The sequence below is a fragment of the Arthrobacter sp. UYP6 genome, assembly GCF_040547315.1.
Taxonomy (GTDB): Bacteria; Actinomycetota; Actinomycetes; order Actinomycetales; family Micrococcaceae; genus Arthrobacter_B.
Map to the genome: position 1 here is coordinate 15,144 of NZ_JBEPPM010000029.1, position 14,481 is coordinate 29,624.

12 protein-coding genes are annotated in these 14,481 nt (G+C 64.1%); 9 read left to right on the forward strand and 3 right to left on the reverse strand.

The features are described 5' to 3' along the window. Nucleotides 1-67: 67 nt before the first annotated feature. The gene (locus ABIB35_RS18035; RefSeq protein WP_354183114.1) at nt 68-724 is read right to left on the reverse strand and encodes an MBL fold metallo-hydrolase; all 657 of its coding nucleotides are present in this window, start codon (nt 722-724) and stop codon (nt 68-70) included. Between the two features lie 131 nt (nt 725-855). On the opposite strand from ABIB35_RS18035, the gene ABIB35_RS18040 reads away from it, so the two are divergent. The 8 genes from ABIB35_RS18040 to ABIB35_RS18075 all read left to right on the forward strand — a co-directional run bounded on the left by ABIB35_RS18040 (nt 856) and on the right by ABIB35_RS18075 (nt 11,458). Beyond that, the gene (locus ABIB35_RS18040) at nt 856-2,589 is read left to right on the forward strand and encodes an ABC transporter ATP-binding protein (RefSeq protein WP_354183115.1); all 1,734 of its coding nucleotides are present in this window, start codon (nt 856-858) and stop codon (nt 2,587-2,589) included. 5 nt (nt 2,590-2,594) lie between these two features. Then, the gene (locus ABIB35_RS18045) at nt 2,595-4,580 is read left to right on the forward strand and encodes an ABC transporter ATP-binding protein (RefSeq protein ID WP_354183124.1); all 1,986 of its coding nucleotides are present in this window, start codon (nt 2,595-2,597) and stop codon (nt 4,578-4,580) included. Nucleotides 4,581-4,664: 84 nt separating this feature from the next. After that, on the forward strand, nt 4,665-5,042 hold the full coding sequence (locus ABIB35_RS18050; RefSeq protein WP_354183116.1) for a GntR family transcriptional regulator: 378 nt from the start codon (nt 4,665-4,667) through the stop codon (nt 5,040-5,042). 75 nt (nt 5,043-5,117) lie between these two features. Then, entirely contained in the window at nt 5,118-8,006 is a 2,889-nt protein-coding gene (gene uvrA, locus ABIB35_RS18055) for an excinuclease ABC subunit UvrA (protein WP_354183125.1), read from the forward strand. An 80-nt stretch (nt 8,007-8,086) separates the two neighbouring features. Next, nucleotides 8,087-8,791 carry an HAD hydrolase-like protein gene (locus ABIB35_RS18060; RefSeq protein ID WP_354183117.1) on the forward strand — a complete coding sequence of 235 codons (705 nt, stop codon included), beginning with the start codon at nt 8,087-8,089 and terminating at the stop codon, nt 8,789-8,791. Then, on the forward strand, nt 8,778-9,446 hold the full coding sequence (locus tag ABIB35_RS18065) for a lysophospholipid acyltransferase family protein (protein ID WP_354183118.1): 669 nt from the start codon (nt 8,778-8,780) through the stop codon (nt 9,444-9,446). Before ABIB35_RS18060 ends, ABIB35_RS18065 begins: the two co-directional genes overlap by 14 nt. Nucleotides 9,447-9,827: 381 nt before the next feature. Then, nucleotides 9,828-10,601: an SAM-dependent methyltransferase gene (locus ABIB35_RS18070; RefSeq protein WP_354183119.1), complete on the forward strand. Its 774-nt coding sequence runs from the start codon at nt 9,828-9,830 to the stop codon at nt 10,599-10,601. A 467-nt stretch (nt 10,602-11,068) separates the two neighbouring features. After that, nucleotides 11,069-11,458, forward strand: a complete 390-nt coding sequence (locus tag ABIB35_RS18075; protein WP_354183126.1) for a class I SAM-dependent methyltransferase — start codon at nt 11,069-11,071, stop codon at nt 11,456-11,458. Here ABIB35_RS18075 and ABIB35_RS18080 read toward each other — a convergent pair. Further along, nucleotides 11,391-12,041, reverse strand: a complete 651-nt coding sequence (locus ABIB35_RS18080; RefSeq protein ID WP_354183120.1) for a TetR/AcrR family transcriptional regulator — start codon at nt 12,039-12,041, stop codon at nt 11,391-11,393. The genes ABIB35_RS18075 and ABIB35_RS18080 overlap by 68 nt on opposite strands. Before the next feature lie 61 nt (nt 12,042-12,102). On the opposite strand from ABIB35_RS18080, the gene ABIB35_RS18085 reads away from it, so the two are divergent. Continuing rightward, on the forward strand, nt 12,103-13,587 hold the full coding sequence (locus tag ABIB35_RS18085; RefSeq protein ID WP_354183121.1) for an MFS transporter: 1,485 nt from the start codon (nt 12,103-12,105) through the stop codon (nt 13,585-13,587). On the opposite strand, the gene ABIB35_RS18090 is transcribed toward ABIB35_RS18085, so the two are convergent. Next, nucleotides 13,580-13,849 (reverse strand): class I SAM-dependent methyltransferase, encoded by a 270-nt coding sequence (locus tag ABIB35_RS18090; protein WP_354183122.1) that lies wholly within the window; start codon nt 13,847-13,849, stop codon nt 13,580-13,582. The two genes, ABIB35_RS18085 and ABIB35_RS18090, sit on opposite strands and share 8 nt — an antisense overlap. Nucleotides 13,850-14,481: the final 632 nt, after the last annotated feature.

Here is a 14,481-nt window from a genome sequence, read left to right on the forward strand (position 1 = left end):
GAGGTCCCTTCTGGAGCGTAAGTCCCTCAATTGGCGGGGGTCAACGCAACAGCAGGCAAACGGACCGCTACCAGCCGCGTTCCTTCCACTCCCGCAGGTGGGGGCGTTCGGCGCCGAGTGTGGTTCCGGCACCGTGGCCGGGATGGATCACCGTGTCATCCGGAAGGTATTCGAACACACGTTCTACTACGTCTCGGTAGAGGGAAGCAAAACGCTCCGGATCCTTCTGTGTGTTGCCCAAACCGCCGGGAAAGAGCGAATCCCCGGTGAAAAGGTGGGCCGGGCCGTCCGGGTCACGGTAGAGCAGGGCCACGGAGCCGGGAGTATGTCCGCGGAGCTTGATGGCTTCGAGTTCGAATCCGCCCGGCCCGGCGGATGCGCCGGAGTGAACGGTGTCTCCGTGATCCAGCGGCACATCGGTGGGAACTTCGATGTCCGGCACATCTTCACGGCCGGCGGCGGTGCGGGCTGACGTGGCGCGCACGGCTTCGGCGAGGGCCCGCACATGGTCCCAATGGCTGTGGGTGGTAACAATCAGCTCCACCTTCGCCGGCACGGCGGCGTCTTCGGCGGCGTCGGCCAGTAGCTGGGCAAGGGCCGGGAAATCGTCGGCGGCGTCAATCAGGACCTGGGCTCCGGTGTCCTTGGCGGTGATGACGTAGACGTTGTTGTCCATGGTGCCCACGGACCGGCTGCGGATGGTGACGTTCTTCAAATCAAACATGGCGCCAGTCTAGTTCGGCGCTCGCAGATGCACGACCCCTGCTCCGGTCCGGAGGGTCTTGCCTGCCCGCGGGTGCGGGCGTAGGTTCGGATGGTGCCGGACACTGGATCCGGCCGGTCCAGGAGGAAAGAGTGCTCCTCAGGCTTGTCCGGCAAAACCTTGCGCCCTACAAGGGAGCCGTTGCCGCCGTCGTCGTCCTGCAGTTCCTGCAAACCGCCGCCACACTGTTCCTGCCCACCCTGAATGCGGGGATTATCGACCGGGGAGTGGTGGCCGCTGACACGGGCGTCATCCTGGATTTGGGCGGCTGGATGCTGGTCATCACCGCCGGGCAGGTGGTGTGTGCCGTGACGGCCACCTACTTCGCGTCCCGGGTGGCGATGAGTGTGGGCCGGAACATCAGGGACAACCTGTTCACCACGGTGGAGTCCTTCTCCTCCCGGGAAGTGGGTGTGTTTGGTGCCCCGTCCCTGATTACCCGTACCACCAATGACGTCCAGCAGGTGCAGATGGCCCTGCTGATGACCTTCACTGTGATGGTCTCCGCTCCGATCATGGGGGTGGGCGGGGTGCTGCTGGCACTGAATCAGGACGTGCCGCTCTCCGGGATCCTGCTGCTGATCCTGCCGGTGCTGTTTGTGGTGATCGGCCTCGTGCTGCGCAGGCTGATCCCGCTTTTCCGGCGCGCGCAGAAGCAGATCGACCGGGTGAACTCCGTGCTGCGCGAACAGATCATGGGAGTGGCGGTCATCCGGGCGTTTGTCCGGGAGCGCACCGAGGAAGCCCGCTTCAATACCGCCAACTCTGAGCTGACCGGAACCCAGCTGCGGACCGCTCAGTACATGGCGCTGCTGTTTCCGGCAGCCATGCTGGTGGCCAACCTGGCTTCGGTGGCGGTGGTCTGGTTTGGGGCCTACCGGATTGACGCCGGGCAAATGCAGATCGGGGCGCTCACCGCCTTTATCGCGTACATCATGCAGATTCTGATGGCCGTCATGATGTCCATGTTCATGATCATGATGCTCCCGCGCGCAGCCGTCTGTGCCGAGCGGATCTACGAGGTCCTGGATACCGAAAGCACGGTGCATGACGCCCGTGATGCGGTTCCGCTGGTGTACGACGGCGGAACCCTGGACTTCAACGATGTTGGCTACACCTATCCCGGGGCGGAGGCGCCCGTGCTGCAGGGGATCAGCTTTACGGCCGAGTCGGGGCAGACCACGGCCATCATCGGCTCCACCGGGGCAGGAAAGTCCACCCTGCTCAACCTGGTGCCAAGGTTGCTGGACGCCACCTCGGGCGGAATCTTCATTGACGGCCAGGACATCGAGGACGTGACCCTTCAGTCCCTGCGCAGCGGCATTGGCCTGGTGCCGCAGAAGGCGTATCTGTTTGCCGGCACCATCGGCTCCAATCTGCGCTTCGGCAAACCCGACGCCACCGACGCGGAACTTTGGGAAGCACTGGACATCGCCCAGGCTGCCGATTTTGTCCGCGAATCGGAGGGGGCGCTGGAGCACCGGGTGGAGCAGGGCGGGGGGAACTTCTCCGGTGGGCAGCGCCAGCGCCTGGCCATTGCCCGGGCACTGGTGGTCCGGCCGGCCATCTACCTCTTCGACGACAGCTTCTCCGCTTTGGACTTTGCCACTGACGCCCGCCTGCGCGCCGCGTTGAAACAGCGCACGCGGTCCTCCACCGTCCTCATCGTGGCCCAGCGGGTCAACACCATCGCCGACGCCGCCCGGATTGTGGTCCTGGAGGAAGGACGGATCGCCGGGCAGGGCACGCACGAGGAACTGATGTCCTGCTCACCCACGTATCGGGAGATTGTTGAATCCCAGCTCACGGCGGAGGAAGTCCAGTGAGCGGGATGCGCGCCGGCCCGGGCCGCGGACCCGCCGGTGCAGGCCCGGCCGGCGGACGCGGCCCGGGTGTACACGCTCCCGCCGCCAAACCGCTGAACTTCCGCTCCAGCGTGCGCAGGATCCTGTCCCTGATGCGACCGGACCGGCTGCGCGTGGCGCTGGTCATGGTGGCCGCCGTCGTTTCCGTGGCGCTCGCCGTCACCGCACCCCGGATCCTGGGGGAGGCGACCAACGTGATTTTCGACGGCGTGATCGGTGCCGGACTGCAGCCTGGGATCAGCAAGGAAGAGCAGGTGCAGGCGCTGCGTGCCGCCGGAGAGGACCAGCTGGCGGACATGCTGGCCTCCATGGACGTGGTGCCCGGACAGGGACTGGACTTCGGGCGCCTCGGGGTGCTGGTGCTGGGGGTGCTGGGGATCTACCTGGCCGCGTTCCTGTTCGGCTGGCTGCAGGCACGGGTCACCGCACGGGTGGTGCAGAACGCCATGTACCGGCTGCGGCGGGATGTGGACGGCAAGTTGTTCCGGCTGCCCATGTCCCACTTTCAGCGCGAATCCCGCGGCGATGTGCTCAGCCGGGTCACCAACGACATCGACAACCTGGCGCAGACCCTCTCCCAGACCCTGACCCAAATCATTACCTCCGCGCTCACGATCGTGGGGGTGCTGGGAATGATGCTGTGGCTCTCACCGCTGCTGGCCCTCATCGCTCTGATTACCGTGCCGGTCTCCGCCGTCGTCACCGTGTTGATCGCCCGGCGCTCGCAGGTGCAGTTCATGCAGCAGTGGAAGTCCACAGGGGAGGTGAACGGGTACATCGAGGAAATGTTCAGCGCGCAGGACGTGGTGAAGGCCTTTGGGCAGCAGGAACGCGTGGTGGAGGGGTTCCGGCCGGCTAACGAGACCCTGTACCGCTCCTCCTTTCGGGCCCAGTTTGTTTCCGGCATCATCATGCCCACCATGCAGTTCATCTCCAACCTGAACTATGTGGCGGTTGCCGTGGTGGGCGGGATCCTCGTGGCCAACGGCCGCCTGTCCATCGGCGGCGTGCAGGCCTTCATCCAATACAGCCGGCAGTTCTCCCAGCCGCTGGGGCAGATCGGTTCCCTGATCAACATGCTGCAGTCCGGCGTCGCCTCAGCCGAACGTGTGTTCGAACTTCTGGATGACAGGGAGCAGGAGCCGGACCCCGCGGATCCGCTCACCATTACCGAAGTGACGGGACGCGTGGCCTTTGAGCACGTGGACTTCAGCTATTCCCCGGATGCTCCGCTGATCCGCGATCTGTCCTTTACCGCGGAGCCCGGGCAGACTGTGGCGATTGTGGGGCCCACGGGTGCGGGCAAGACCACCCTGGTGAATCTGCTCATGCGCTTCTACGACCTGGATGGCGGCAGGATCACCATCGACGGAACGGACATTGCCCGCATGCGGCGCGACGACGTGCGGAAGCTGATCGGCATGGTGCTGCAGGATGCCTGGCTGTTCGAGGGGACCATCAGGGAGAACCTGGCCTACGGTGCGCCAGGGGCCACGGAGGAGGAGATCGTGGCGGCCGCCCGTGCCACCCACGTGGATCACTTTGTGCGCTCGCTGCCCGAGGGGTATGACACGGTCCTGGGGTACGACGGCGGATCCCTTAGCCAGGGGCAGCGCCAGCTGATCACCATTGCCCGCGCCTGGCTTGCGGATCCGGCCATCCTGGTGCTGGATGAGGCAACAAGTTCAGTGGATACCCGCACCGAGATTTCCATCCGGCTGGCCATGAACGCCCTGCGAGAAGCGCGCACCAGCTTTGTCATTGCGCACCGACTATCCACCATCAGGGATGCGGACGTCATCCTGGTGGTGCGCCACGGAGAGATTGTTGAGCAGGGTACACATGACGCACTCCTGGCCGCGGAGGGCTTCTACTCCGAGTTGTACCGTTCGCAGTTTGCCGAACCGGCGGTCGCAGAGGACGCGGAAGAGGGGACAGGCTCCCCGCTGTGACCTGCCTCCCGGCGTCGCGTGCTCCGGCATGGCAAAATGGATAAAGCGGTAATTTCCGTATCTCTCCAACACGAAGGCGGTCCCATGAGCGACGACGTCCTGTCCTGGGTCCGCATCGATGCCGCAAGCTCGGTTCCTCCCTTCGAGCAGCTGCGAGTCCAGATCCTGGATGCCGCCAATGAAGGGCGCCTCGCCGTAGGAACCCGCCTGCCTCCGGTGCGCGCGCTCGCCGCCCGGATGGGGCTAGCCGTCAACACCGTGGCGCGTGCCTACCGCGAACTGGAACAGGCTGAAGTGGTGACCACGCGCTCGCGGGCAGGCACTGTCATTGCCGCAGCCGGAGATAACGGTAAACGGCGGGTGGCCGAAGCGGCGCGGGTTTTTGCTGACTCCGTCCGGGCCAACGGCCTGGACCCGCAGGAAGCCCTGACCTATGTGGAAACGGCCCTTCGCCTGCGGTGAACACTGCGGTGTCGAATACATCTTCGAACCAAACGGTGAACTACAGTGGAAAATGTGTCTACAGCTACCTCTTTGATGGCCGATAGTGCCAACGAGCCGCACAGCGGCAATGATCTTTCCCGCCTGATCGTCAAGGGCGCCCGGGAGCACAACCTGCGCAACGTGGACCTCGATCTGCCGCGTGACGCGATGATTGTCTTTACGGGACTTTCCGGTTCCGGAAAGTCCTCCCTGGCCTTTGACACCATCTTCGCCGAGGGGCAGCGGCGTTATGTCGAATCCCTGTCCTCCTACGCGCGGATGTTCCTGGGGCAGGTGGATAAACCGGACGTCGATTTCATCGAGGGACTTTCCCCCGCGGTGTCCATTGACCAGAAGTCCACCTCCAAGAACCCGCGCTCCACGGTGGGCACCATCACCGAAATCTACGACTATATGCGCCTGCTCTGGGCGCGCGTCGGCACCCCGTTCTGCCCGGTCTGCGGCGAGCCCGTTTCACGGCAGACGCCGCAGCAGATTGTCGATCAGCTGCTGGAACTGGAGGAGGGTACCCGGTTCCAGATCCTGGCTCCGGTGGTGCGCGGGCGCAAGGGCGAGTTTGTGGACCTGTTCAAGGAACTCGCCGCCAAGGGTTACTCCCGTGCCAAGGTTGACGGAGACCTGATCCAGCTCTCCGAGCCGCCCAAGCTGGGCAAGCAGTACAAGCACACCATCGAGGTGGTGGTGGACCGGCTGGTCGCCAAGCACGGCATCCGGCAGCGCCTGACCGACTCGGTGGAAACTGCCCTTGGCCTGGCCGACGGCCGGGTCCTGGCGGACCTTGTGGACCTGGACGAAAAGAGCGAGGACCGGCTCCGCGCGTTCTCCGAGCACCTGGCGTGCCCCAACGAGCACCCGCTGGCCATCGACGAAATTGAGCCGCGGTCCTTCTCCTTCAATAACCCCTTTGGCGCCTGCCCCGTCTGCACCGGCATCGGCAGCCGGCTGGAAGTGGATGAGGAACTGGTCATTCCCAACCCGAACCTGAGTCTGGCGGCCGGCGCCGTGGCTCCGTGGGCACTGGGCAACGCCACCCTGGAGTACTGGAACCGGCTGCTGGCCGGCCTGGCCAAGGAACTGGGCTTCTCCATGGACGTGCCCTGGAAGAAGCTGCCGGCGAAAGCCCGCGAAGCCATCCTCAACGGCAAGGACCATAAAGTGGTGGTCCAGTACAAGAACCGCTTTGGCCGGGAACGCAAGTACAGCACCGGCTTTGAAGGGGTCATCCAGTACATTCACCGCAAGCACCTGGAAACCGAATCGGACAGCGCCCGGGACCGCTACGAAGAATACATGCGGGAAATTCCCTGCCCGGAATGCGGGGGAGCCCGGCTAAACCCGGCCTCGCTGTCCGTGCTGATCAACGGCAGAAACATTGCCCAGGTGGGAGCACTTCCCCTGCGCGAGGCAGCAGAGTTTTTCCGCGGCCTTGACCTCACTGCCCGGGAAGCCAAGATTGGTGACCAGGTCCTCAAGGAAATCCAGGCCCGACTGACTTTCCTGCTGGACGTCGGGCTGGAGTACCTGAGCCTGGACCGGCCCGCCGCCACGCTTTCCGGCGGCGAGGCGCAGCGCATCCGCCTGGCCACCCAGATCGGTTCCGGCCTGGTGGGCGTCCTGTACGTCCTGGATGAGCCGTCCATTGGCCTGCACCAGAAGGACAACAGGCGCCTGATCGAAACCCTGACCCGGCTGCGGAACCTCGGCAACACCCTGATTGTGGTGGAACACGATGAAGACACCATTTACGAGGCTGACTGGGTGGTGGACATTGGACCGGGCGCCGGTGAGCGCGGCGGCGAAGTGGTCCACTCCGGATCCTTGGAGGGACTGCTTCAAAACAAGCGGTCGCTGACCGGCGACTACCTGTCCGGACGGCGGAAGATTGAGATTCCGTCCAAGCGGCGCAAGGTGGACAAGACCCGCCAGCTGAAGATTGTTGGTGCCCGGGAAAACAACCTGCGCAACATCGACGTCAGCATTCCGCTGGGGGTCTTTACCGCGGTGACCGGGGTCAGCGGCTCCGGCAAGTCAACCCTGATCAACGACATCCTGTACAAGACGCTGGCCGCCAAGCTCAACGGCGCCAAGCATGTGGCGGGACGGCACCTTCGGATCGACGGCCTGGAAAACCTGGACAAGGTCATCCACGTGGATCAGAGCCCGATCGGCCGCACGCCGCGCTCCAACCCGGCCACCTACACCGGCGTCTGGGATCACATCCGCAAGCTCTTCGCCGAGACCACGGAGTCCAAGGTCCGCGGCTACCTTCCCGGCCGCTTCTCCTTCAATGTGAAGGGCGGCCGCTGCGAGGCCTGCCACGGCGACGGCACGCTGAAGATCGAAATGAACTTCCTGCCGGATGTGTACGTCCCCTGCGAGGTCTGCCACGGCGGACGGTTCAACCGTGAAACCCTTGAGGTGCACTACAAGGGCAAGAACATTGCCGAGGTCCTAAACATGTCGATTGAGGAGGCCGCGGAGTTCTTTGCCGCGTTCTCGCCGATTGCCCGGCACCTGAACACGCTCGTCGATGTGGGCCTCGGTTACGTCCGGCTCGGCCAGCCGGCCACCACGCTCTCCGGCGGCGAAGCGCAGCGCGTGAAGCTCGCCGCTGAGCTGCAGAAGCGCTCCAACGGACGCAGCGTGTACGTGCTGGATGAGCCCACCACCGGCCTGCACTTCGAGGACGTCCGGAAGCTGCTTCTGGTCCTGCAGGGACTGGTGGACAAGGGCAACACAGTCATCACCATCGAGCACAACCTGGACGTCATCAAGAGCGCCGACTGGATTATTGACATGGGTCCGGAAGGCGGCACCGGCGGCGGACAGGTGATCGCCACCGGGACGCCCGAAAAGGTGGCCAAATCGGAGGTCAGCTACACCGGGCATTTCCTCGCGGAGATGTTTGCCAAGCAGAACTGACCGGCATACAACGGAAAAAGGTATTCCCCCGCGGGAATGCCTTTTTCCGTACCTGGGTGCAGGTGTGGGAAACTGTCCCGGTGAAAGAATCCCGGCTCCTAGTACTCTTTGACCTGGACGGAACCCTGGTGGATCCGGCAGGCAGCATCACCGGCGGCATCAGCTCCGCCCTGGCCGCGTGCGGCCTGCCCGTTCCGGCTGACGCGGATCTGCAGCGCATGGTGGGCCCGGCGCTGGCCGTGTCGCTAAAGGAGATTGCCGGCGTTCCCGAGGAACGCGTTGCCGAGGTCATCACCCGGTACCGGGCCGTGTACCAAACCGAGGGAATGGCGCAGAGCCGCCCGTATCCGGGTATCCGCCGCGTTCTGGAGCAGCTCCGGGCCGCCGGAGCCGTGCTGGCCGTCGCCACCCAGAAACCCGAACCGCTGGCCGTTGAGCTGCTTGGGGTCCAGGGACTTCTTGACCTCTTTGATTCAGTGCACGGTTCGCCCGCCGATGAGCAGGCTGCTGCCGCGCTGGACGGTAAGCAGACCATTATCCGTGCGGCGCTGACCCGCCATGCCGGCAGCTATGACAACGCCGTCATGGTGGGGGACCGGCTGCACGACGTGCACGGCGCCGCCGACAACGCCCTGGACTGCATCGGCGTCGGCTGGGGTTTCGCCGCAGACGGCGAGCTGGAAGCGGAAGGCGCGGCCGCCGTCGTGCATTCGGCGGAAGAACTCCTAGCGGAGCTGGAGTGCTTCTCCACGCAGGAAAGGGCCTGCGCGCATGGGCGTCTATGACTTCACCCGGGCCTCCACCCGTGGCCTGATTGCCTCGCTGTGCCGGCCCACAGTGATTGGCCTGGAGAACGTTCCGGCCACCGGTGCCTTTATTGTCGCCGCGAACCACCTGTCCTTCCTGGACAGCGTCCTCACCCAGGCCCTGATGCCCCGGCCCGTGGCGTTCTTCGCCAAGGCGGAATACTTCACCGGTACCGGCGTCAAGGGAGCTGCCATGCGCACCTTTTTTGAAGGGGTGGGCTCCATTCCCGTGGAACGCGGCCAGCAGGCCGCCTCCGTGGCAGCCCTGAAAACACTGCTGGACCGGCTCGAGGAAGGCAGCGGCATAGGCATCTACCCCGAAGGAACCCGGTCCCGGGACGGCCTGCTGTACCGCGGCCGCACCGGCGTCGGCTGGCTGGCGCTGACCTCCGGGGCGCCGGTGGTGCCCGTGGGTCTGATCGGGACCGAGAACCTGCAGCCGGCCGGTAAAAAGTGGATCAAACCGCAGCACTTCACCATGAAGGTGGGCCGCCCCCTGTACTTCTCGAAAACCGGGCCCGACCACGCGCTGCCGGCCCGCCGCCAGGCCACGGACCGGGTCATGGACGCCATTGCTGAACTCACGGGCCAGGAACGCGCCGGCAGCTACAACCAAAACAAGGCTGAAGGATAGGGGTAACAGCCCCACGCCATCCGGGACGCGGCACCGACGCCGGCTGCAGGCCTTCGCGACGGCCGGCTGCCGGGCGCGGGGCGAGGCGGAGCGCTTCGTGCTCGCGCTCTACCGTACGGGTGGGAAGTAGGGTCAAGGATTCTCCGTCACGCCGGGTAATCGTGACCGGGCCTTGGCCGGCGGCACGGAAGACCTGTCCCGGGTTGCGGGATAGGTCCGAGGAAGTCGCCGTGCGGGAGGTGGCCGCAGTACTCATGCCGGCATTATTTTTGAAGGTGTTCAGGCAACCGCCGGGTCGGGCAACGCCCCGCAAGCCGATCCATTGCCGGACGGGCGGATATCCCAAGCAGTCGCTTCTATAAATCGTGAGAACATCATTGAGTGACCTACGACACTGCGCTTGAACTGCCGCCCCTATATGAGTCCCTGACCTGGCTCACCCCGCTTTCCGAGGAACGTGCCGCACACCTTGTGGCGTTCTTGTCCGACCCGGCGCCGGCTGAGGTTCTGGACATGGGGTGTGGATGGGGTGAACTGCTACTTCGGGTTTTGACGTCGGCACCGCAGGCACGGGGACGTGGAGTGGACAGTGCTTCCGCGTCCATCGACCGGGCGAGGCAGCAGGCATTGACTCGCGGGCTGCTCAACAGAGCGACGTTTGAATTGATGCCCGGGGTAGAAGCTCAGGATCGCCCCGCAGACGCTGTCATCTGCATCGGCGCGAGCCAGATCTGGGGGCCGCCGGTAGAGGACGCGCAGCCGCTGGACTACGCTGCAGCTCTGCGCGCCCTTCGAGCTCTGGTGCTCCCAGGCGGTCGACTCGTCTACGGTGAGGCGATCTGGTCAGCAACACCTCATCCGGCTGCTACGGCCCCTCTGGCTGGACGTGATGACGAGTACCTGACAGCTGATGCGTTGCGCGAGCAGATCCGCGCCGCTGGTTTCGAGGTGGTGGAGGACGACGTTGCAAGCGTGCAGGAGTGGGACGTCTTCGAGGCCGGATATCGCGGCAGGTTTACTCGATGGCTGGAAGCCCATGATGCCCACCATCCCGCCGCAAAGCAGGTCCGTCGGCAATATGAGGATCAGCGCGCTGCATATGAAGAGGGCTACCGAGGCGTACTCGGGATGGCGTATTTCTGCCTAAGGGGGTAGGAGTCCGCAGCAATTCACCGTCACCTGGCGCGCAGACATGCTGGCGTTCCACAAGGGTCCCTGAGCGGGACACTCAACGCTCTCCCGCTCTGGCCAGCCACCACAGTGAGGGACCCGGGCTTACGAGCATACCTCCTCGGTTTCATTTGCGGCTTCCAGCTGGCGGGATACGCCCGTCGATATGACGAATGAAAGTACTCGGGCCGCATACCAATCGCGTGCTGCCGAGTACACACGCGTTCTGGGTTCTATCGACAATATGCACGAGCTTGACCGGCAGTGCATCGGACGTTGGGGATCAAGCATCGACGGGCAAATGATTGACGCCGGGTGCGGTCCGTGTCATTGGACAAATTATCTGCACCAAGGAGGTGCAGCGATAGAAGGCATCGACCTTGTCCCTGAACATCGATAACGCGCGTGCACACTTCCCAGACGTTCCCTTTCGAGTGGGATCCTTCCGGCAGATGGAATTCTCAGATAAGACCTTGAAGGGCGTGCTGGCGTGGTATTCACTGATCCACATTCCTCCAGATGAAGTTCCACAGGCGTTAAATGAATTCGCCCGAGTTCTTGTCCCAGGAGGGCGACTGCTCATCGGATTCTTCGACGGTTCGCCGCGTACACCCTTCCCACACGCCGTCACAACCGCGTACTACTGGTGCATCGGAGAGATGGCGCATCTGCTGGGCAACTCTGGTTTCGATGTCCTAGCTGTTGAGACGCGCCAAGACGCCGGGAAGCGCGCTCACGCTGCGATAACAGCGACTGTCCGCTCAAGGATCGTCCTCAGGTGTGGTGCTTCGCCCGTTGCTCGCACTGCCACTCGGGCGTCGCGACCCCATTCAAGACACTGAGTACCGTTCGCTTTGCCAAATCGGCGTCGATCGGCTGGTGGCCGAAGAAGGCGCGGAAGTAAAGCGGAGCTGCAAGGAGGTCGAGGGTGAGCTCCATATCGAGCCCAGCCTTGATGTCGCGCCGTTCGATCGCATGCTCGAGGACGGTGCGGGTGGTCGCCCGACGCGCTTCGAAGTACTCGCGCCGAAAGAGGTCCCGGAGTTCCGGGTCCGCCTCGAGGTCCGAGATCAGCCCGGGCAGGGCACGGGTAATCGGGGAGTCGCCGAACGCCTCGCCGAGATTCGAAATTCCGCTGATGAGATCGCAGTGGACACAGCCGGTATCGGGCGTGGGTGCCGTACCGAGCACGGAGATGAGGGTATGGACGACAATCCCGGGCAGGCTCTTCCAGCGACGTCGCAGAGCCGGCTTGCTGGTACCTGCGGCCACGGCGACGCGCTCCATTGTCAGTGCCCTGTACGGCGCGATTCTAAGGAGTTCAACGACCGCCTCGGTGACCCTCGTGTCGATCGCAGCATCCCGGGGCCGACCTTGCGAGGACGGGCGTCCCGGAATTGAGTCGTCCTGCTCGGGTTGCGTCATGACGATAGCCTACCGTAGATTCATTACGTTCCGCCACGGAACGCAAACCTAGGGAGTGGCTATGCAGCACAATGCGACGCGGGAGACCAAAGCGGAGGGTGTCGGACCGGAAACCGGAGCCGGCGGGGTTTTCTCTCCGCGGCTCCGAAGATTCACGATTGGCATTCTTGCGAGCGTCGGAGCGGTGGCGTTCGAGTCACTCGGCATTGCAACGATCCTGCCCTCCGTTGCCGAGGAGCTGGGCGGGCTGGGCGGCTATGGCTGGGCACTGTCCGCGCTCATGCTGGCCAACATCATCGGTACCGTCATTGCGGGCACCGACATCGACCGCCGAGGACCGGCTCGAACTGTCCTCTTTGGCAGTCTCGTCTTTGCAGCCGGTTGCCTCCTGGCCGGGCTCGCTCCAGGATGGGGCATTTTCATCACAGCCCGCGCACTCCAAGGGCTCGGCGTGGGGGCAATCATGGCCTACGCTTACAGCCTCGTCGGCATCGCCTACCCGGGTCGACTGCAGGCCGTCATGTTTGCCTTCCTATCATCGGCCTGGACCATACCCTCCCTTCTGGGTCCCCTCTTCGCCGGCGTCCTCACGTCGCTGATGGACTGGCGCGTCATCTTCTGGGCAATCGCACCCGTCACGCTGCTCCTCCTGCCCCTCGTCTTACCCAGTGCCCGCCGCCTGTCCCACCCGCGCACGCGCGCCCGACGGGGGATCCCGGCTCCGGTTTGGTTCTCGATTCTGCTCGCGATGGGTACAGGCGCCGTATTATTCGGTCTCGAGGTGGACGTGATGCCGTTGCTCATCATCCTCTGCCTCGGAGGGCTGGCGGGCGGGGTCCTCGCCCTGCGTCGCATCGTGCCGACTGGCACGCTGGGCGCACGCCGCGGAACACCAGCCGGAATCGTCATCCGATTCCTCCTTTGCGGCGTGTACTTCGGTTCAGAGGCCTTCCTGCCTCTCGGTCTCACACGGGTCCACGGTCTCGACGTGACCTTCGCCGGGTTAGCGCTTGCCTCAGGAGCACTAGCATGGACGGCCGGATCCTTTGTGCAGGCACGGATCGACATGGCCCGACCGGGCACCCGCTCCCGATCCACCCGGATCGGATTCCTCGCACTGCTGGTCGGCGAGATCGTCATGGGTGCGGCCGTCGCATTTCCGGGGCTATGGCCGGGCTGGGCCGTCGTCGGCTGGACGGTCGCAGGCATCGGCATGGGAGTGGCATTCAACGCGGCAACGGCGGCGACCGTGACCAGCACGCCCACAAACTCAGCCGGGAGCATCAGCGCTAGCCTGCAACTCGCTCAGACGCTCTCCACCGCGATCATCGCAGGCATCGGCGGGGCAGCGATCGCCAAACTAGGGCCGACGACACCGGCGTTCCTCGCAGTGTTCGGCCTTACCGCTGCCCTCGGAATCCTCGGCACGCTACTCGCCGGTCGCCTCGACGAGACCCCGGGTGATCGGACATCGAAGCACCCGGTCAAAGCCGCACAGTTCCGGGCCAGAGGCTCTGGACCGGAGCAACAAGGACCTGTCACCTGAGTCTGAGGGAAAGGCACTGGCTCGCAGCATCAGCTCGGCTCTTGCATCGGTCCAGCATGTCCGGCGACGAGTCGACGCCTTCGACGTCTATGCCACGCTGGATGAGCTCGAGAAACGGACCGTCGTCGCCGCACCCGAGTTCGAGCGCCGGTTGTCCAGCTTTCTCAACGAAATCAACATAGTGGGTGGCGTCGAAGGTGGTACTCCGAAGAGCGGTATAGACGTCCGGGATTATTCCCGTGTAGAAGTCAGCTGCGTTCACGCTCAGAATCCTTTCACGGGCGAGGCGTTCAATTTAGTCACGCCGAGCCAACCGTCTAACGGAGTAGACACCCCAATTTGAGCGCAGGCTTATGGGGTTGTTTTGCCGGAGACTAAAAAGGTTTGGCGGCAGGGAATGCGGGTCATCAGCCCATGCAGGATGCTGTCCGTAAGCCGGTCCCCCAGCGCGACGCTTAGCAGCGAGGGGCGACGCGCCTGAGGCGTTCCGTCTAGGGATCCTTCAGCGGGCAGCTGAATCTGTGGTGGCGGGGTGATCTGCGTTGAGCCATTTAGCCCTCACCTGAACGTCTGAGGGCTCGTATCCAAGCTGGTCATAGAACCCCAGACACCGACGTCAATGTCAGGTCGTAATCGCAGACGCATGTCCACTCAGTCGCCCCATTGAGGCATCCCCTTCGGGAGTGGGAATGATGGAATAGCAGGCCCACATGCCGCGCTTATCGCGGCACAGGATGCCGCATCCACCAGGGCCTTCAGGTGGACATGTCATAGGTCGCGCGCGCAGCGGAAGCCGATGTGTGGCCTTGACCCCGGATGGTGGACAGGGGCTAAGCGGCGAGGTCGATCCCTGCGCCCTGTGATGAGTATTCCAGCTCAAAGTCCACGGGGCTG